This window comes from Bradyrhizobium tunisiense (assembly GCF_042263385.1).
Classification (GTDB): domain Bacteria; phylum Pseudomonadota; class Alphaproteobacteria; order Rhizobiales; family Xanthobacteraceae; genus Bradyrhizobium; species Bradyrhizobium tunisiense.
In genome coordinates this window covers 433,196-451,762 of the sequence record NZ_JBHLEV010000003.1, presented here as the reverse complement: position 1 = coordinate 451,762, position 18,567 = coordinate 433,196, and the positions used below count along the sequence as shown (strand labels likewise).

Annotated in this window: 18 protein-coding genes and 1 riboswitch; of the genes, 7 read left to right on the top strand and 11 right to left on the bottom strand. The window is 65.2% G+C overall.

The features are described 5' to 3' along the window. Positions 1-38: 38 nt before the first annotated feature. Both ACFDR6_RS15400 and ACFDR6_RS15395 read right to left on the bottom strand, forming a co-directional pair. Complete coding sequence (locus ACFDR6_RS15400; protein WP_317242197.1) at positions 39-863, bottom strand: AfsR/SARP family transcriptional regulator; 825 nt, start codon at positions 861-863, stop codon at positions 39-41. Positions 864-1,200: 337 nt separating this feature from the next. Continuing rightward, positions 1,201-2,013: a helix-turn-helix domain-containing protein gene (locus ACFDR6_RS15395; protein WP_375858777.1), complete on the bottom strand. Its 813-nt coding sequence runs from the start codon at positions 2,011-2,013 to the stop codon at positions 1,201-1,203. A gap of 54 nt (positions 2,014-2,067) precedes the next feature. Between ACFDR6_RS15395 and ACFDR6_RS15390 the strand changes: the two genes are divergently transcribed. Continuing rightward, positions 2,068-2,487, top strand: coding sequence for a nuclear transport factor 2 family protein (locus tag ACFDR6_RS15390; protein ID WP_375858776.1), 420 nt, complete (start codon positions 2,068-2,070; stop codon positions 2,485-2,487). Positions 2,488-2,529: 42 nt separating this feature from the next. On the opposite strand, the gene clpB is transcribed toward ACFDR6_RS15390, so the two are convergent. Further along, positions 2,530-5,169, bottom strand: coding sequence for an ATP-dependent chaperone ClpB (gene clpB / locus ACFDR6_RS15385; protein ID WP_212079839.1), 2,640 nt, complete (start codon positions 5,167-5,169; stop codon positions 2,530-2,532). A gap of 237 nt (positions 5,170-5,406) precedes the next feature. On the opposite strand from clpB, the gene ACFDR6_RS15380 reads away from it, so the two are divergent. After that, on the top strand, positions 5,407-6,210 hold the full coding sequence (locus ACFDR6_RS15380; RefSeq protein WP_212079838.1) for an MOSC domain-containing protein: 804 nt from the start codon (positions 5,407-5,409) through the stop codon (positions 6,208-6,210). A gap of 81 nt (positions 6,211-6,291) precedes the next feature. Here ACFDR6_RS15380 and ACFDR6_RS15375 read toward each other — a convergent pair whose 3' ends face one another. Beyond that, complete coding sequence (locus ACFDR6_RS15375; protein ID WP_375858775.1) at positions 6,292-7,068, bottom strand: TIGR02594 family protein; 777 nt, start codon at positions 7,066-7,068, stop codon at positions 6,292-6,294. A gap of 200 nt (positions 7,069-7,268) precedes the next feature. Here ACFDR6_RS15375 and ACFDR6_RS15365 point away from each other — a divergent pair, with 200 nt between their 5' ends. After that, a complete protein-coding gene (locus ACFDR6_RS15365; protein WP_375858774.1) occupies positions 7,269-8,132 on the top strand; it encodes an alpha/beta fold hydrolase in 864 nt (287 codons plus the stop codon). A gap of 109 nt (positions 8,133-8,241) precedes the next feature. Here the strand turns inward: ACFDR6_RS15365 and metW are convergent, their stop codons facing one another. Beyond that, the gene (gene metW / locus ACFDR6_RS15360; RefSeq protein WP_212079835.1) at positions 8,242-8,904 is read right to left on the bottom strand and encodes a methionine biosynthesis protein MetW; all 663 of its coding nucleotides are present in this window, start codon (positions 8,902-8,904) and stop codon (positions 8,242-8,244) included. A gap of 1 nt (position 8,905) precedes the next feature. Continuing rightward, the gene (gene metX / locus ACFDR6_RS15355; RefSeq protein WP_212079833.1) at positions 8,906-10,102 is read right to left on the bottom strand and encodes a homoserine O-acetyltransferase MetX; all 1,197 of its coding nucleotides are present in this window, start codon (positions 10,100-10,102) and stop codon (positions 8,906-8,908) included. 90 nt (positions 10,103-10,192) lie between these two features. Continuing rightward, positions 10,193-10,272: riboswitch (SAM riboswitch) on the bottom strand. Between the two features lie 158 nt (positions 10,273-10,430). On the opposite strand from metX, the gene ACFDR6_RS15350 reads away from it, so the two are divergent. The 3 genes from ACFDR6_RS15350 to ACFDR6_RS15340 are packed head-to-tail and all read left to right on the top strand — an operon-like array spanning position 10,431 to position 13,345. Further along, positions 10,431-11,279: a chorismate mutase gene (locus tag ACFDR6_RS15350; protein WP_212079831.1), complete on the top strand. Its 849-nt coding sequence runs from the start codon at positions 10,431-10,433 to the stop codon at positions 11,277-11,279. A 36-nt stretch (positions 11,280-11,315) separates the two neighbouring features. Beyond that, the gene (hisC, locus tag ACFDR6_RS15345) at positions 11,316-12,413 is read left to right on the top strand and encodes a histidinol-phosphate transaminase (protein WP_375858773.1); all 1,098 of its coding nucleotides are present in this window, start codon (positions 11,316-11,318) and stop codon (positions 12,411-12,413) included. Then, on the top strand, positions 12,410-13,345 hold the full coding sequence (locus ACFDR6_RS15340; protein WP_375858772.1) for a prephenate/arogenate dehydrogenase family protein: 936 nt from the start codon (positions 12,410-12,412) through the stop codon (positions 13,343-13,345). The genes hisC and ACFDR6_RS15340 overlap by 4 nt, the downstream gene beginning before the upstream one ends. A gap of 55 nt (positions 13,346-13,400) precedes the next feature. Here the strand turns inward: ACFDR6_RS15340 and ACFDR6_RS15335 are convergent, their stop codons facing one another. Then, a complete protein-coding gene (locus ACFDR6_RS15335) occupies positions 13,401-14,588 on the bottom strand; it encodes a DUF2125 domain-containing protein (RefSeq protein WP_375858771.1) in 1,188 nt (395 codons plus the stop codon). A gap of 110 nt (positions 14,589-14,698) precedes the next feature. On the opposite strand from ACFDR6_RS15335, the gene ACFDR6_RS15330 reads away from it, so the two are divergent. Continuing rightward, positions 14,699-15,310, top strand: a complete 612-nt coding sequence (locus ACFDR6_RS15330; RefSeq protein WP_375858770.1) for a gamma-glutamylcyclotransferase — start codon at positions 14,699-14,701, stop codon at positions 15,308-15,310. Here ACFDR6_RS15330 and ACFDR6_RS15325 read toward each other — a convergent pair. The 4 genes from ACFDR6_RS15325 to ftsE all read right to left on the bottom strand — a co-directional run bounded on the left by ACFDR6_RS15325 (position 15,307) and on the right by ftsE (position 18,564). Further along, positions 15,307-16,080, bottom strand: coding sequence for a lysophospholipid acyltransferase family protein (locus ACFDR6_RS15325; protein WP_375858769.1), 774 nt, complete (start codon positions 16,078-16,080; stop codon positions 15,307-15,309). The genes ACFDR6_RS15330 and ACFDR6_RS15325 overlap by 4 nt on opposite strands. Positions 16,081-16,103: 23 nt before the next feature. After that, positions 16,104-16,808, bottom strand: a complete 705-nt coding sequence (locus ACFDR6_RS15320) for a YdcF family protein (RefSeq protein ID WP_375858768.1) — start codon at positions 16,806-16,808, stop codon at positions 16,104-16,106. A 135-nt stretch (positions 16,809-16,943) separates the two neighbouring features. After that, on the bottom strand, positions 16,944-17,912 hold the full coding sequence (locus ACFDR6_RS15315) for a cell division protein FtsX (protein ID WP_212079822.1): 969 nt from the start codon (positions 17,910-17,912) through the stop codon (positions 16,944-16,946). Beyond that, positions 17,905-18,564 (bottom strand): cell division ATP-binding protein FtsE, encoded by a 660-nt coding sequence (gene ftsE / locus ACFDR6_RS15310; RefSeq protein WP_063694655.1) that lies wholly within the window; start codon positions 18,562-18,564, stop codon positions 17,905-17,907. Before ftsE ends, ACFDR6_RS15315 begins: the two co-directional genes overlap by 8 nt. Positions 18,565-18,567 lie beyond the last annotated feature (3 nt).

The following is an 18,567-nucleotide window of genomic DNA, read 5'->3' as shown; positions in this document are numbered from 1 at the left end:
GTCAGGTTGCGAAGTCAGATGGAATCGGGACTGCGGCGCTAGTTTACAGCGCGCCGCCTCTCGTCGCGGCTCATCAGCCGTACGCGCAAATGCTGGGCGTCATCGGCGTTATGCAGATTCCTGATCTCGTCAATGATCGCACGTGTCGCCGGAAGCGGAGAAATTCCCAGCTCCTGCTGGATCATGGCGATCCAATGATCGTAGTACCTGATGGCGTCGATACGCCTCTCATCAAGTGCAAGCAAAGTCAGGAGATGCCGAACCAGTTCCTCGCGATAGGGATCGAAGCGCAGCGCGTGACGGGCGAGCAGGATCGCATCATGATAATGGCCACAAAGCCCCAGGTGACGAACGATGGTCATCGCCGACTGCACAAAAAGGGAATGCAATCGCTCGCGCTCCTCCAGTATCCAGTCAGCGTCTTCGCCGTCCAGGAACGGCCCCTCGTAACGGTACAGGACGGCGAGCACCTGCTTCATCGTGGAAGGATCCACCTGCGCCTCAACACCCTTGAGAGCCGCCTGTGCCGCTTCAAGCAGAGCCCAGGTGTCGACGTCCAGCCAAGACGTCCTCTCGAGAATGGTCTCCGAGCCGACGGTTCTGAGGCCATAGCCCTCTCTGTACTCCGGAGCCGACGCGAGCAGCTTTCGCAAGCGCCAGATCGCAGAGTTCACGGTTCGGCGTCCCCTGTCCGTATCGAGCTCCGGCCAAAACAGGTCGATGAGTCGCTCGCGACGGTGCGGACGGTCCGGAAATGTGAAAAGGAAGCCGGCCAATCTCCGTCCTGCTGGACCGAGATCCAACCAAATCTGCTCGTTACCGCGCGCAACCCGGCTGGCCCCCAGCAAACTAACGGTCAACACCGCCGCCCCTCCACGCAAAACACAACAAAAATTGCCTGTGGCGTTCAATCATCACAGCTCGAAATTGCGAGCTCAGTCTAAAATTGTCGGTTGCTCAAAGACTCGCGTGAATTCCTTGAGCTCGCGTCCGCGGGACCGCCGCGCCAACCAAGATGGAATTATGACAACATATCTTATGGTTGTTCAATACCAATTTACAGCCAGAGCGGATAACCGCGGTGCGTGTGGCTTTTCAACGACACAACACTGCGACGATCCGGCCTCCCCCGCAAAAGCGAGAGCCCTCTCCGCGCCGGCGGAGAGGGCTTTGAGGCACTGCAGCGGCACGCTGCAGACGTTATCCCGCGCGCAACCGTGCGAACAATTCCGACGGCATCATACCGAACATGTCGCGAAAGGCCGTGCTGAAATGCGCGGAGCTGGAAAAGCCGGCGCCATGCGCGGCCTCGGTCAGCGATTGGCCTTGTGCGACCGCCCGCGCGGCAGCGCCGATCCGGGACCAGATCCGATAGCGGCGGAGCGGCACACCCGTGACGTCCTTGAACAGATGCAGGAAGCGCGAGGACGAAAGCCCGGCCTTGCGGCCGAGTTCAACAAGCGTGTGCGAACCGCCGGGCTCCTCGCGCATCCGCTTGATGGCGGCGGCAATTCTCGCATCCGGCTGCGCACTTGATCCAATCCCAAGCATGTCGCGGGCTGCTTGCCGCGCGTCCTCAGCTGCGAGGCGTCGATCCGCGATGTCGCCAAACAGCGCGACCACCGACCTCTCGTCGATCATGTCGAACGCGGCCCTCGACCCGACATCCTTCATTCGTGAGCGAAGCGCCTCGATATCGCGCCCGAGGGGATCGACATAGAGGAAGGCCATCCGTCCGGCATCGACGCGGAGATGGTGCAGATTGTTGGGCATGATCAGCACGCTGCGGGTCTGGCGATAAGACGGTGAGCGTGCCCTCGGATGGTCAGCTACGCCTATCCCCCCGTCGAGCGCCACGGCCAGCACGCCGGCTGCATTGCGGTGGGGCGTCAATCCGAAGGCCGGACCGAGATAGAGCACCCGCGCGTCCCAATCGAGCATCCGCGCCTTCTTCGGTCCGCCGCTGGGCGGCGTGCCGATAGCCAGTTCCTGAAAGCCGGGTGGCGAGATCATGCCCTATCATAGCGCACCGGCACCACGCTGCCGAGGACCCGGGAGATCATATCGATGGAGAAAGTTCTGGCGGATGACGCCGCACACATCGCCGCGATCCGCGCCGCCGTCACGCGCTACGCGGCCGCCTGGCAGGCCGGTGACCGCGCCGCGATCGCCGCCTGCTACCACGATGAATTCGTGCTGCACTATGCCGGCCATAACCCGCTCTCCGGCACTCACCATGGCAAGGCGGCCGCGCTTGCCACTCTGGCCGAGGTCGCACGCCGCTCCAACCGAAAACTTCTCGGCATCGATGAGGTGATGGCCGGGCCGGCGCGCGGCGCCATTCTCGCACGGGAATCATTCAGCCGGGACGGTCGCACGGCTGAACTGGAACGGTTGCTGGTCTATGCCGTGCGTGAAGGCCTGCTGAGCGAATGCTGGGTATACGACCGCGATCAGGCCGTGGTGGACGCCTTCTTCGCAGATTGAAAAAAGCCCTCCGCGCGTTTGGCGCGGAGGGCGTTTACTTCATCAATTCAGCTTCCGCTTCGCCACCGGCGCCTCGAACTGGGCAATCTCGGCGGTCTGCGGCGCCTTGCCGTTGAAGGTGAGCACGTTGCCTTCGGACGAGATGGCAACGGCATCGCCGTCCCTGACGTCGCCGGCCAGGATCATCTCGGCGAGCGGATCCTGGAGGTGGCGCTGGATCACGCGCTTGAGCGGCCTTGCGCCATAGGCGGGATCCCAGCCCTTGGCGGCGAGCCAGTCGCGGCCGGCCGTGTCGAGGCTCAGGACGATCTTGCGGTCGGTGAGCAGCTTCTGCAGCCGCGCGAACTGGATCTCGACGATCCGGCCCATCTCGCTGCGCTGCAGGCGGTGGAACAGGATGATCTCGTCGACGCGGTTGAGGAATTCGGGGCGGAAGTGCGCCCGCACCATTCCCATCACCTGCTCGCGCACGGCCGAGGTGTCCTCGCCCTCCGGCTGGTTCACCAGATACTCCGAACCGAGGTTCGAGGTCATGATGATCAGCGTGTTGCGGAAGTCGACGGTGCGGCCCTGGCCGTCGGTCAGGCGGCCGTCGTCGAGCACCTGCAACAGGACGTTGAAGACGTCGGGATGCGCCTTCTCGATCTCGTCGAACAGCACCACCTGGTAAGGCCGGCGTCGCACCGCTTCGGTGAGCGCGCCACCCTCGTCATAGCCGACATAGCCCGGAGGCGCGCCGATCAGCCGCGAGACCGAATGCTTCTCCATGTATTCGGACATGTCGAGGCGGACCATCGCGGTCTCGTCGTTGAACAGGTACTCCGCGAGCGCCTTGGTCAGCTCGGTCTTGCCGACGCCGGTGGGCCCCAGGAACATGAATGAGCCGGTCGGACGGTTCGGGTCCTGCAGGCCCGCGCGCGAGCGGCGCACGGCGGTTGCGACCGCGCGCACGGCCTCGGCCTGGCCGACGACGCGCCTGCCGAGCTGCTCCTCCATCTTCAGGAGCTTCTCCTTCTCGCCCTCCAGCATCTTGTCCACGGGCACGCCGGTCCAGCGCGAGACAACCTGCGCGATGTGGTTGGCGGTGACCGCCTCCTCCATCATCTCGCCGGAGCTTTCGCGCGCCTCGATATCCGCAAGCTGCCTCTCGAGCTCGGGGATCCGGCCATAGGCCAGCTCGCCGGCCTTCTGGAATTCGCCGCGACGCTGTGCATTGGCGAGCTCGACACGCAAGCCGTCGAGCTCGGCCTTCAGCTTCTGGGCATCGGAGAGCTTGTTCTTCTCCGCGCTCCAGCGCGCCGTCAGCGCAGCCGACTTCTCCTCGAGCTCGGCGAGGTCCTTCTCCAGGGTCTGGAGCCGGGACTTGGAGCCGGGATCGCTTTCCTTCTTCAGCGCCTCCTGCTCGATCTTGAGCCGGATGATCTCGCGGTCGAGCGAATCCAGCTCTTCCGGCTTGGAATCGACCTGCATCTTCAACCGCGCCGCGGCCTCGTCCATGAGGTCGATCGCCTTGTCGGGCAGGAAGCGGTCGGTGATATAGCGGTTGGACAGCGTCGTCGCGGCCACGAGAGCGGAATCGGTGATCCGCACGCCGTGGTGCTGCTCGTACTTGTCCTTCAGGCCGCGCAGGATCGAGATGGTGTCCTCGACCGAGGGCTCGCTGACGAAGATCGGCTGGAAGCGCCGCGCCAGCGCGGCATCCTTCTCGACGTGCTTCTGGTACTCGTCGAGCGTGGTCGCGCCGATGCAATGCAGTTCGCCGCGGGCGAGCGCCGGCTTGAGCAGGTTGGAGGCGTCCATCGCGCCGTCGCCCTTGCCCGCGCCGATCAGCGTGTGCATCTCGTCGATGAACAGGATGAAGGTGCCCTCGCTGCCGGTAACCTCCTGGAGCACGGCCTTCAGCCGTTCCTCGAACTCGCCGCGATACTTCGCGCCGGCAATCAGCGAGCCGAGATCGAGCGACAGCAGCTTCTTGTCCTTCAGGCTCTCCGGCACGTCGCCATTGACGATGCGCAGCGCAAGGCCCTCGGCGATGGCGGTCTTGCCGACGCCGGGCTCGCCGATCAGGACGGGGTTGTTCTTGGTTCGACGCGACAGCACCTGGATGGTGCGGCGGATCTCCTCGTCACGGCCGATGACCGGATCGAGCTTGCCGTCGCGCGCCGCCTGGGTCAGGTCGCGGGCATATTTCTTCAGCGCGTCATAGGCATTCTCGGCCGTCGCGCTGTCGGCCGTGCGGCCCTTGCGCAACGCCTCGATCGCCGCGTTGAGATTTTGCGGGGTGACGCCGCCCTTATTGAGGATCGTGCCCGCCTCGCTGGTCTTCTCCAGCGTGAGCCCGAGCAGCAGCCGCTCGACGGTGACGAAGCTGTCGCCGGCCTTCTCGCCGGCCTTCTCGGCCGCGTCGAAGGTGCGGGCGAGTTCGGGCGCCAGATAGATCTGCCCGGCGCCGCCGCCGCTGACCTTCGGCACCTTGTTCAGGGCGTCCTCGGTCGCCTTCAGAATTGCACGGGAATTGCCGCCGGCGCGGTCGATCAGGCCGGAAGCGAGGCCCTCATTATCGTCCAGCAGGACCTTCAGCACGTGCAGGGTGGAAAACTGCTGGTGTCCCTCGCGCATCGCAAGCGACTGCGCAGACTGGACGAAACCCCTGGAGCGTTCGGTATATTTGTCGATATTCATCTTTCTGTCCCTCGGCCTGCCATCGGGGCCCCTAAGGCACCCCAAACGGCATCTTCATTGGGTTTCCAATTACCGCATTGACGTTTCTCAACCGGTAACGGTCGCATTTTGCCGACGTTGCCGCCGGCCTGACGCAGATGTGGGAAGCAGATTGCGGATGCGAAAGAGGCGACTTCACAATTTCGTGCGTTGGTGGGCGGGGTTGGCTCGGATCGGCCGAATCCCTTAAGTAGCGGCATGACCCCTACCGCAAAGTCCGCCAGCCACACCGCCGAGATCACCGGCCTCTACCGCTACCCGATCAAGGGCCTGACGCCCGAACGCCTGTCGCGGGTCCCTTTGCGGGCCGGCCAGACCCTACCCGCGGACCGCCGCTACGCGATCGAAAACGGCCCGAGCGGATTCGACCCTGATGCGCCCGAATGGAAGCCGAAAATCCAGTTTCTGATGCTCGCTCGCAATGAGCGGCTGGCACAGCTCGACAGCCGCTTCGACGACGCCACCAATGTGCTGACGATCCGCAAAGACGGCCAGACCGTCGCCAGCGGCGACCTGGAGACCGCAACCGGACGTGCCGCAATCGAGCGCTACTTCACGGAGAATTTTCAGCCCGAGCTGAAGGGGCCGCCCAAGGTTCTGTCCGGCCGCGACCACAGCTTCTCCGACGTCGCCCGCAAGGTCGTCTCCATCATCAATCTCGACAGTGTCCGTGCCATCGAGGCCATGCTGGGCGGCGTTGCCGTGCATCCGTTGCGCTTCCGCGCCAATCTCTACGTGAAGGGCTGGCCGGCCTGGTCGGAGCTCGATCTCGTCGGCCAGACGCTTGCGATCGGGCAGGCCCGGCTGAAGGTGGTCAAGCGCATTGTGCGCTGCCCCGCCACCAACGTCGATCCCGAGACGGGCAAGCGCGATCTCGAAATCCCGCCCACGCTCTCGCGCACGCTCGGCCACATGGACTGCGGCATCTATGCCGAGGTGATCGAAGGCGGCGAGATCGGTGTGGGCGACGCGGTTGCGGTGGAAGAACCGAAGCTGCTGTGAGAGCCACGTTGCCGTAGCGTGGGTTACGCCAGCGACCGCGCTTCGCGCGCCCGCCAGCCAACCCATCCTACGCGCCTCACCTCAATTCGGCATCACATACGCATAGATCTTCCCGCGCGAGACCGGCGCCTCGCGGACGCGGTTGCCGTTGTTGCCGGAGATCATGATCGGATTGCCGTGCGCGTCGATGCCGGTGATGACCCCGACATGGCCGCCACGGCTGCCACGCGACATCACCGCGATGGCGCCGACCTGCGGACCGGAGACGCGGGTGCCGTAGCGCGCGAACGAGCTCGCCATGTCGGATCCCGTGCCCTGATGTCCGGTCTTCTGCAGCACCATGTTCATGAAGCGCGCGCACCACAGACTGCCGCGCCCGGTCGGATTGCTGCCGACATAGCGGCGCGCCTCCGAGACGAGGCCCGATCCGCCGCCAAAGCCGCCGCCACTCATGCCGTTGCTGGCCATGCCGCCGTTCGCGCTGGCGGCCATTCCATCGCCATCGCGCATGGCCATTCGACGGACACCGCTCGTGGCCATGCGACCGCTGCGTCTAATGATCGTTTCACCATTGCCGCTCATGGCAATGCCTGGGCTGTTGGCGTTCGGATCATAGCTGGCAAAGGTGTTGCCGAACCCGTTCGCCTGCAGCTGCGCCGCGCTGCGCTCGAAGCGCGAGCTGCGTGCGTGGTGGCGGTGATGATGATGTCTGGCGTGGTGCACGTAAGCGTGCCGCTCTGCGCTATGACGATGATACGGCCGCGCTGAGGCCGGAGAGACGAACGCGGCGACCGCCGCGAGGAAGATCGCCAGCGCGACAACACGACGCGACAGGCGAGACGCAAACAACTCGAACATTCTTCATCCTTCGTTGACACCCCACTTCCCGATCGGCCCGTGCGGCGGCCGACATCCGCTTTGCGTATCAGAATCCTGATGTGGCGAGATCAAGACGCGTTCTGGAAGATTTTGCGCGCAGGTTAACGGATGTTAGAACTCACATGCGTGAACTGCAGCACGGCATTCCAATGCCGCAACACCCTCAGAGAGAAAACCCGATGCCTTACGCCGTCACGGAGGACAAGTGCCGTCTCTATTTCGAAGAAACAGGCAGCGGCACGCCGATCATCTTCCTGCACGAATTCGCGGCCGACTACACCAATTGGGAGCCGCAGATGCGCTACTTCTCGCGCAGCCATCGCTGCATCACCTATTCGGCGCGCGGCTACACGCCCTCGGACGTGCCCGAGGGCGAAGTCTACGGCTACACGCATTTCTACAGCGACGCGCTCGCGGTGCTCGATCATCTCGGGATCGAGCGCGCGCATCTCGTCGGCCTGTCGATGGGCGCCTACTCGTCGCTCCAGATCGGATTGAACGCGCCGCAGCGCGCATTGTCGATGACGCTGGCCGGCGTCGGCTCCGGCTCGGAGCTCGAGAACCTCGACGCCTGGCGCCAGCAGTGCCGCGCCAATGCCGAGCAGTTCGAGACGCTGGGATCAGTGGAAGTGGCAAAAGTCACGCGCGAAGCGCCGAGCCGGATTCCCTTCCTGGTGAAGGATCCGCGCGGACACGCCGATTTCTACGCCGCGCTGGCGCGGCATGACGCGAAGGGATCGGCGCGCACGATGCGCGGCTTCCAGGGCTGCCGTCCCTCGATCTACACGATGGCGGATGCGATCAAGAAGGCGACGACGCCGGCGCTGATCATCTGCGGCGACGAGGACGATCTATGCGTTGGGCCGAGCCTGTTCCTGAAGAAGCATCTGCCAGCGGCGGGGCTGGCGATGTTTCCGAAGTCAGGCCACGTGCTCAATCTCGAAGAGCCCGCGCTGTTCAACGAAAGCGTGGAACGCTTCGTGACGCTGGTGGAAGCAGGAAGATGGCCGGCGCGCGATCCGAGGTCGCTGGCTCCGCACTAGCTGTCATTCCGGGGGCGCTCGGAGAGCGAACCCGGAACCTCGAGATTCCCAGGTGCGCAATTGCGCACCGTAGTTCGGCACGTCGTGCCGCCCCGGAATGACGGCAAGACTACTTCCCGCCGCCGCGGCTCAGCAGAAACACGCCCTGCTCGCCGAACATGTTCCACACCCACCAGGGCAGGTTCAGCGGCACCGGGCGGCCGTAGAGATCGAGCGCCACCGAACGCTCCATCTTGACGTTGATCTCGTCGCAGAGCTGCACGAAATCCTTGATGGTGCAGAAGTGGATGTTGGCGGTGTCGTACCAGGTCGCCGGCAGGTTCTCGGTGCGCGGCATGTGACCGCCGACCAGGAGCTGGAGCCGCATCTTCCAGAAGCCGAAATTCGGGAACGAGACGATGGCGCGGCGGCCGATGCGCAGCAGGTTCTCCAGCACGACACGCGGCTGCCGCGTCGCCTGCAGCGTCTGCGACAGGATCACGTAGTCGAAGGCGTCATCCGGATAATTGACGAGGTCGGTGTCGGCATCGCCCTGCACCACAGCAAGACCCTTGGCCACGCAGCGGTTGACGCCCTCGCGCGACAGCTCGATGCCGCGGCCGTCGATGCCGCGGGTCTCCAGCAATTGAAGAAGATCGCCCTCGCCGCAGCCGACGTCGAGCACCTTCGAGCCCGGCTTGACCATCTCGGCGACCAGCCGATGATCCGCGCGAAAATCACCGGACTGCCCGGTCGCAACGCCGCCGAGCGGCAAGACCTCCTGCACCGACATGCTAGCTACCCTTCAGTCCGCGGGCCTTGCCTGCCGATTGCAGGAAGGCGCGGGAGATGTCGAAGAATTCGGGAACGTCGAGCAGGAAGGCGTCATGCCCGCGATCGGTCTCGATCTCGGCGAACGACACCCGCGCGCTCGAGGCGTTCAGCGCGTGCACCAGCGCGCGCGATTCCGAGGTCGGAAACAGCCAGTCGCTGGTGAAGGAGACGACGCAGAAGCGGGTCTTGATATCGGCGAACGCCTTCGCCAGCACGCCGCCATGGTCGGCGGCGATGTCGAAATAATCCATCGCGCGCGTCAGATAGAGGTAGGAATTGGCATCGAACCGCTCGACGAAGGAGGAGCCCTGGTAGCGCAGATAGGACTCGACCTGGAAGTCGGCATCGAACGAGAAGGTCGGCAGCTCGCGGTCCTGCATGCGCCGGCCGAACTTGCGATGCAGCGCTGCATCCGAGAGATAGGTGATGTGCGCCGCCATGCGCGCCACCGCGAGCCCGCGATGCGGGTGGATGCCGTGATCGGCATAGCCGCCGCCGTGCCAGTCGGGATCGGCCATCACCGCCTGGCGCCCGAGCTCGTGGAAGGCGATGTTCTGCGCCGAGTGCCGCGTCGCGCAGGCGATCGCCAGCGCGGAGAACACACGGGCAGGATAAGCGGCGGTCCATTGCAGCACCTGCATGCCCCCCATCGAGCCGCCGACGACCGCGAACAGCGCGTCGATGCCGAGCCGGTCGATCAGCATGGCCTGCGCGCGCACCATGTCGGGGATGGTGATGACAGGGAAATCCAGGCCCCAGACCTTGCCGGTTGCAGGATTGATCGACGCGGGCCCGGTCGAGCCCATGCAGCCGCCGATCACGTTGGAGCAGATGATGAAGTAATGCTTGGGATCGATGGGGCGGCCGGGACCGACCAGCGTCTCCCACCAGCCGGGCTTGCCGGTGACGGGATGCACGTTGGCGACATGCTGATCGCCGGTCAGCGCATGGCAGATCAGAATGGCATTGGAGCGATCGGCGTTGAGCTCGCCATAGGTCTGGTAGGCGATCTGGAACGGGGTGAGATCTACGCCGCAATCGAGCCGCAGCGGCTGCTCGGTGCCGAAATGCGCGACCTGCGAGCTCGGATGATCCACCTCGTGCGACCGCTCGTCGGCGCTGATCGCAGGACTCGGTATCGACTTGACGCCACCCATCTGACCATCGACCTCGTTTGCGATCGAACCTCGATCGCCACTTGCATCAGGCCATGAAAAACCCGGCCTGAACGATAGGTTCGGCCGGGATCGAAAGCGTCCCCGGCCTGTTTAGCGAGTTTTTTAACGTGGCTGCAAGCCGGCCGGCTCAAATGACCACGGAACGGGCAAACGCTACCGTCTTGGGCGGTTTTCGTCAAGTCGCGGACCGGATCGGGCTGATTGGTCTCCGTCGCGCGGGCCAAAAAGGACGTCATTTCTCTTTGCTTTCGCCGCCCCGACTGCCTAATCAGGATATCCCCCATCGGAACGATCGACAGTCCAAGCCATGTCCCAACGTCCGCCCGCGCCACCATCGCTGCAGGAACTTCGCAAGGAGATCGACGCGATCGACGAGGGCATGCATCGCCTGCTGATGCAGCGCGGCGACATCATCGACCGCCTGATCCAGGTGAAGCAGACCCAGGAGGTGGGCTCGGCGTTCCGTCCGGCGCGCGAGGCCGCCATGATGCGCGAGCTCGTGCAGCGTCATCGCGGCATCCTTCCGCTCGACACGGTCGAGAGCATCTGGCGCGTCATCATCTCGACCTTCACTTATGTGCAGGCGCCGTTCTCGGTGCATGCCGACGTCTCGGTGAGCGAGCCTGCGATGCGCGATTCCGTGCGCTTCAATTTCGGATTCACCGTGCCCTACGTCGCGCATTTCAGCGCGCAGGCCGCGGTCGAAGCGGTGGCGAAGTCCAAGGGCGATTTGGCGCTGGTCTCGGCCACGTCCAGCCGCACGCCGTGGTGGCTGGAGCTGGAAGCGGACGGCGCGCCGAAGATCATCGCGCGGATGCCCTTCATCGAGCGTGCCGACCATCCTGCAGCCCTGCCGGTGTTCGCGATCTCGCGCGTCGCCGATAGCGCCCTGGTGACGGAGGTCGAGACCTTCAGCGTGCGCGTCTCGGGGTGGAACGCCGAGGTCGCGCGCGCCCTGTCGCCGCTCGCCGAGATCGTGGCGGTGCCCGATACCGCCTTCGACGGCGCGGCATTGCTGGTCTCGGTCACGGGTGCGACCAGCATCGACAAAATCAGGGCTGCCCTGATCGAGGCGGGGGCCTCGGTGCGTTCCACGGCCCTCGTCGGCAGCCACGCAACGCGCTATACGGTGCCCCCGACCGGGGCGAAATCGTAAACCGCGCGCCGCGCCCCGCCATTTTCGGAGTTGAAGATGTCCCGCCCCGTGCCGAATCCCGGCATTCTCGATATCGCGCCCTACACGCCCGGCAAGAGTCCGGTCGCCGAGCCGGGCCGCAAGGTGTTCAAGCTCTCCGCCAACGAGACGCCGTTCGGGCCCTCGCCCAAGGCGATCGAGGCGTTCAAGCGCGTAGCGGACCATCTGGAGGATTATCCGGAAGGCACTTCGCGCGTACTGCGCGAGGCGATCGGCCGCTCCTTCGGGCTCGATCCCAACCGCATCATCTGCGGCGCCGGCTCGGACGAGATCCTCAATTTGCTCGCCCACACCTATCTCAGCCACGGCGACGAGGCGATCTCGACCACGCACGGCTTCCTGGTCTACCCGATCGCGACCATGGCGGTCGGCGCCAAGAACGTGGTCGCGCAGGAGACCAACCTCACCTGCGACGTCGACGCCATCCTGAAAGCCGTGACGCCGAAGACAAAGCTGGTCTGGCTTGCAAACCCCAACAATCCGACCGGGACCTATGTGCCGTTCGACGAGGTCAAGCGGCTGCGTGCCGGCCTCCCCTCGCACGTGCTGCTGGTGCTCGATGCCGCCTATTGCGACTACGTCTCCCGCAACGATTACGAAATGGGAATCGAGCTCGTCGCCACCACCGAGAACACGGTGGTGACGCACACGTTCTCGAAGATCCACGGCCTCGCCGCGCTGCGCATCGGCTGGATGTTCGGCCCCGAGCACATCATCGACGCGGTCAACCGCATCCGCGGCCCGTTCAACGTGTCGACGCCGGCGATGTATGCCGCGGTCGCCGCGATCGAGGACACAGCGCACCAGGCGATGTCGAAGCAGTTCACCGAGACCTGGCGCAATTGGCTCACCGAGGAGATCGGCAAGCTCGGGCTGAAGGTGACGCCGAGCGTCGCCAATTTCGTGCTGATCCACTTCCCGACCGACAAGGGCAAGACGGCCGACGACGCCGACGCCTTCCTCACCAAGCGGGGCCTCGTGCTGCGCGGCTTGAAGAACTACGGCCTGCCGCATTCGCTGCGCATGACCATCGGCACCGAGGAAGCCAACCGTCTCGTGGTCGATGCCTTGCGCGACTTCGTGGCCGGCAAATGAGCGCAGATCCGCACTTCCAGCGTGTCGCGCTGATCGGTTTCGGCCTGATCGGCGGCTCGATCGCGCGCGCTGCGAAGCTTCAGGGCCTGGCCGGCGAGATCGTCACCACCGCGCGCTCGGAGAAGACGCGCGCGCGTGTGCTCGAGCTCGGCATCGTCGACCAGGTCGTGGCAACGAATGCGGAAGCGGTGAAGGATGCCGATCTCGTCATCCTCTGCATTCCCGTCGGGGCCTGCGGACCTGTGGCCCAGGAGATCGCCGCGCACCTGAAGCCCGGGGCTATTGTCTCCGACGTCGGCTCGGTCAAGGGCGCCATCGTCAGGGACATGGCGCCGCATCTGCCGAAGACCGTTCATTTCGTGCCGGCGCACCCCGTGGCCGGGACCGAGCATTCGGGGCCGGATTCGGGTTTCGCCGAGCTCTTCATCAACCGCTGGTGCATCCTCACCCCGCCCGAAGGCGTCGATGCCGCGGCCACCGATCGCCTGCGCGCGTTCTGGGCGGCGATGGGCGCCAAGGTCGAGATCATGACGCCGGATCATCACGATCTCGTGCTCGCGATCACCAGCCATCTGCCGCATCTGATCGCCTACACCATCGTCGGCACCGCCGACGAGCTGGCGCAGGTGACGGAATCCGAGGTCATCAAGTTCTCCGCCGGCGGTTTTCGCGACTTCACCCGCATCGCTGCCTCCGACCCGACGATGTGGCGTGACGTCTTCCTCGCCAACAAGGAAGCCGTGCTGGAGATGCTCGGCACCTTCACCGAGGACCTCGCAAAGCTCACCCGCGCAATCCGCCGCGGCGACGGCGAAGCGCTGTTCGACCACTTCACCCGCACCCGCGCCATCCGCCGCGGCATCGTCGAGATCGGTCAGGATTCGGCCGCGCCGGACTTTGGGCGGCAGCATGGGGCGCTGAAGAAGCCGTAACCCTCCGTCATTCCGGGGTGTCCGCAGGGCGAACCCGGAATGACGACAAAATCAATCAATACAGCGGCGGGATCTGGCCGACCTTGACCGGGCCGAGCAGCACGGCGCCGTCGACGAATTTCAGCGGGAAGCTGCGCGCCTTCTTGCCTTCCAGCGTGCTCTCGGTGCCGATCGAGTTGATACCCGCGGCGACGCCGGCATTGGCGTTCTGCTTGATCACCTTGCCGAGGCCAGGCACGGCCCGGTCGAGCGCGCCGAAGAGATTGTTGAGGTCCTGCGACTTCACGCCGGGCGCAACGCGATCGAGCGTTGCCTGCGGCACGCCCTCCTCCAGCATCTTCTCGATGCCGAGCGCCGGGATCACCCGCTCGAGGCCCGTCACCGTCATCTGCAATTCGCCGTCGAGCCGGCCGTTGGCCGAGATGCCGAGCGTACCGGCCGCGATCGCGATCATCTCGCCCTGCTGGATCCGCGACTGCACGATCTCGATATGACCGCCAGCGGCCTGGATCTCGCGGAAACGCTGCGGCCAGGGCTTTGGCGTGAGGTCGGAGAGGCCGGTGATCTTGGCGCGCGTGTCGGCCTCGAAAGGCTCGGCGAGCAGGGGATGAACGCCCTGGATGCTGCCTTGCGCGACGTGAAGCGTCGTCTCGATGACCGGATGGTCGGACCTCGATCCCTCCGCGAGACGGCCGTGCAGTTCGACCTGCCTGGCGCGCGCGAGCGGCACCTGCACGCTGCCGTCGAGCCGGTTGAGGCTGGGATCGTCGAACACGATGGAGGCCCGATCCGGCACGGCAGGGAGGCCCACCACGCTGCTGCGGCCCTTGCTCCAGTTCACCACGAAGGTGTTTTGCGTCACGCCGTCGGTCAGCGTCGCGGGCGCGGAGAATTCGGCGATGACGAGCTTGGGATCGTAGACCTGGGCGACGACAAGGATGTTGTCGAGCTTCGCCGTGAACGGCGTCTTGCTCGCGTTCTGCGAGACCAGGGCGACGCTGGCGCCGGAGCACTGGACCTCGAAACGGAACGGGAAGCCGGCGATCGAGCGCTTGGCGCAATCATAGATGCGACCGGCCTTGGCCTCCTGCGCCCGCCAGGCGTCGGCGGCGATTTCGGCCTGCGAGGCCGCATAGAACCAGAATCCGGTCCAAGCGACGGCGAGGATCAGGACGAGAACGGGTGCGATGAAAAGGCCCCAACGGGAGCGGCGGCGGCCTGCGGCAACGGTCATATTGGACATGCGGCGACCCTTTGATCCCAGATTCAGGCAAATGTAAGCGAGGCGCGCCTGCGACAAAAGGCGGAGAAATTGCTTCGCTTGGGCGCAGGGTTCTGCTAGCCGTGCCCGAAATGTCGGAAATCACCCTCCCCTCCGTCACCACAGCCAAAGGCGACCTCTGGGTGTTCGGCTACGGCTCGCTGATGTGGCGGCCGGGCTTCGCATTCGACGAGCGCGTCCCGGCGCGGCTGGTCGGCGAGCACCGCGCGCTCTGCGTCTACTCCTTCGTGCACCGCGGCACGCCGGAGAGGCCGGGTCTGGTGCTCGGGCTCGACCGTGGCGGCGCCTGCCGCGGCATCGCCTTTCGCGTCGCTGAGAAGAACCGCGCTGAGGTCGTCTCATACCTGCGTGCGCGCGAGCAGGTCACCTCGGTCTATCGCGAGGTGATGCGCTCGGTATGGCTGGAGAACGATGCGCGGCAGCGCGTCTCCGCGCTCGCCTATGTCGTCGATCGCGGCCATGTCCAATATGCCGGCCGGCTGTCGCTCGCCGAGCAGCACCGCTATGTCATCCAGGGCCACGGCCAGTCCGGCGCGAACCGCGACTACGTGACGGCGACGGTGAAGGCGATCGAGGCCGAAGGCTTTCGCGACGCGCAGCTGCATCAGCTTGCATTGATGCTGCATGGTGATGCGCATTCCCTGCACGCGCCGGCGCCGACCGAAGATCGAGAGAACCGCTAGCTCTCGGATGGAGCATAGCTCGGCGAGGAGCCGATCAATTGCTCCTGCTCTTTCCGCCCCGCCTCGACGAGACGGCCGGTCGCGTCCTCGATGGCCGTCTGCACGCGGGAGAGAAACTGGTCCTTCGGCAGGCCCGGCGGCAACGGATCGAGGAATTCCACGACCAGCGTGCCGGGATAGCGCATGAAGGTACGGCGTGGCCAGAACAGGCCGGAGTTGAGCGCGATCGGCAGGCACGGCACGCCGCAAGACGAGTAGATCTGCGCATAGCCGGTCTTGTAATCGGGCGGTGCGCCCGGTGCGCGGCGCGTGCCTTCCGGAAAGATGACGAGCTGCTTTCCGCTGCGCACCGCCTCACGCGCGCGGCGCGTCATGTCGAGCAGCGCCTTCACGCCGGCATTGCGGTCGATCGCGATCATTCCGGTCTTGACCAGGAACTGACCGAACACCGGGATCTGCATCAGCTGACGCTTGAGGATGAAGATCGGCCGGTCGAAGAAGCCCGGCAGCACGAACGTTTCCCAGAACGACTGGTGCTTCGCAACGATCACGAGCGGCCCCTGCGGAATCTTCTCGACACCGCGAAACTCCACCTTGATGTTGCAGACAACCCGCATCAGGACCAGCGTCGCCTTCGCCCACCATTGCGCCACCGTCAGCATCGCGCGCGGCGGCAATGCGAAGGTCGGCAGCGCCACGATCGCGAGGCACACCAGCACGGCGTAGAACAGCACGTTGAACACGAGCGAGCGCAGGAAAATCAGGAACATCGATGATCCGATTAATTTGCCAATCAGTTGGCCTGTGCAGTGTTGGGCCGCTTCGGCTGCACGCTTGCAGGCTGCTCCGATATCTCGGGCGAAAGGTCAATCCCGAAATTCTCCAGCCTGACCCTGAGCTCGGCCGCAACGTACTTGACATATTCCGACAACAGCAGCCGCAAGGTGGACGCCGACGTCCACCAGGGCTCCTCGCGCCATTTGTCGCCGACCACCGCGAACGGGATCAATGTCGTCTTCGGCATCGCATGGGCGAACTCCACCAGCGCGCGCGGCATGTGATAGTTCGAGGTGACCACGATCAGCGATTGGAAGCGGCGCCCCTCGGCCCAGCGCCGCGCCTCCGCCGCATTGCCGCGGGTCGAGAGCGCAGTACGGTCCAGATCGACGCAGCAGGTCATGAAGGACTGGTTCTCCGGCAGGGTCCGGGAGATGTCGTTCGCCGTGGAGGTCGGATGCACGCCGGAGATCAGCAGCCGCCTGCCGTAGCCGGCAGCGAGCAGCTCCATGGCATCCGACACCCGCGAGGAGCCGCCGGTCAGGACCACGATGCCGTCCGCCTTGCGGCCCGGCGCGATCTCGGCGCCGCGCAATTGCGACAGGAATGCGATGAAACCCGCCGCAGCGACGACGAAGGCGAACGCAATCGTCGACACCAATGCCGCGCGCAGCCAGCCGCGCGGCAGGTTCGGCGATCGTTCGTCGGTCGGCGAGGTCATGTGATGTCGGTGATCCCTTCCCTGAGGTGATTTTATGACGTTTTGACGCGAAGTGGAGTCCTGCGGATGTGACGAACGCTCGGGCTGCGAGCTGGGTCACCCTCTCCAACACGGGGAGAAGGAAGAAGAGCGAGCTCAATCCACATCATTCAACGTCGCAAACAGCGTCTGGCGCGCGGCCACTGCGGTGATGGCGCCGATCAGCACGGCCTGGACCGCGAGCACGATGTAGCCGGATGGCCGGAGCGAGAAAGTGCCGAGCAGGGCGGCGAACTGGTCGCCCACGGGGGTACCGGAAAACCAGCCGGCAATCGACTCGGAGAAGCCGAACACCAGCATGGCGGCACCGCCGCCGATCAAGCCCCCCTCGAGCCCTAGCCGGAGGAAATGACGCAGGAAGTGGTTGGCGATGTAGCGGTCGCCGGCGCCGACGAAATGCAGCACCTCGACGATCGGACGGTTCGCCGCCATGGCGCCGCGGGTCGCGAACGAGACGGAGATGATGGTGGCGATGATGACCAGCGCGAGGATGCCGAGACCGGCGAGCACGGTGGCATTGGTCATCGAGCGCATCCGCTCGATCCAGGCGCGGTGATCGTCGACGCTGGCGCCCGGCGCGACCTGGGTCACGCGCGCGCGCAAGGTGCCGAGATCGAGTGAGGTGCCGGGCTGCACGCGCGCGATGATCATGCGCGGCACCGGCAGATCGTCCATCGACAGCCCGGTGCCGAGCCAGGGCTCGAGCAGCTTGCCGCTCTCCTCCCTGCTGAACGGCTTGACCTCGACGATGCCGGCCTGCGCGCGCATCGCCTCCGTCACCGCTGCGGTGTCGCGCTCGAGATCGCGGCCGGCCTGTGGGCGAACCTGGATGGTGATCTCGCTCGCAACGTCCGACTGCCATTCGGCGGCCGAGGCGCTGACCAGCAGCACCGTGCCCGTGGTCATCGAGGCGAGGAAGGTCATGATGGCGACGACGGCGACCAGCGCGCGACCGTGGATCGAGGCGCGCGGCACGATCGGCGACATGTTGCGCGCCTTGGCCGGGAGCTGCGGACGCTCCTGTCCGAGATCGACCAGCACGCCGCGCTCGTCGGTCCTACTCATAGACGTGCAACCGTCCCTGGTGCAGCACGAGGCGCCGTGCCTCGTACTGATCCATCAGCCCGATGTCGTGGGTCGCGATGATCACGGCGGTGCCCGATTTGTTGAGCTCGATGAAGAGCCGCAGCAGGCGGCGTCCGAGCGTCGGATCGACGCTGCCGGTCGGCTCGTCCGCGAGCAGCAGCTGCGGCCGCGAGATCACGGCGCGCGCGATCGCGGCGCGCTGCTTCTCGCCGCCCGACAGGATCGGCGGCAGCGCGTCCATGCGCTCACCGAGCCCGACCCATCGCAACAAATCGATCACCTCCTTGCGATAGCTCGACTCGCTGCGCCCCATGACGCGGAACGGCAGCGCGACGTTCTCATAGGTCGTCATGTGATCGAGCAGACGGAAATCCTGGAGCACGATCCCGATGCGCTTGCGCAAATCGGCGATCTCGTCCTTGCCGAGCTGCGAAATATCATGACCAAACAGATTGACGAGGCCCCGCGTCGGCCGATGCGACAGGAACAACAGGCGCAGCAGCGAGGTCTTGCCGGCGCCGGACGGGCCGGTGAGGAACTGGAACGAATGCGCCGGGATCTGGAAACTGAGGTCGCGCAGGATCTCCGGCCCCAGACCGTAACGCAATCCGACATTTTCGAACCGAACCAAGCT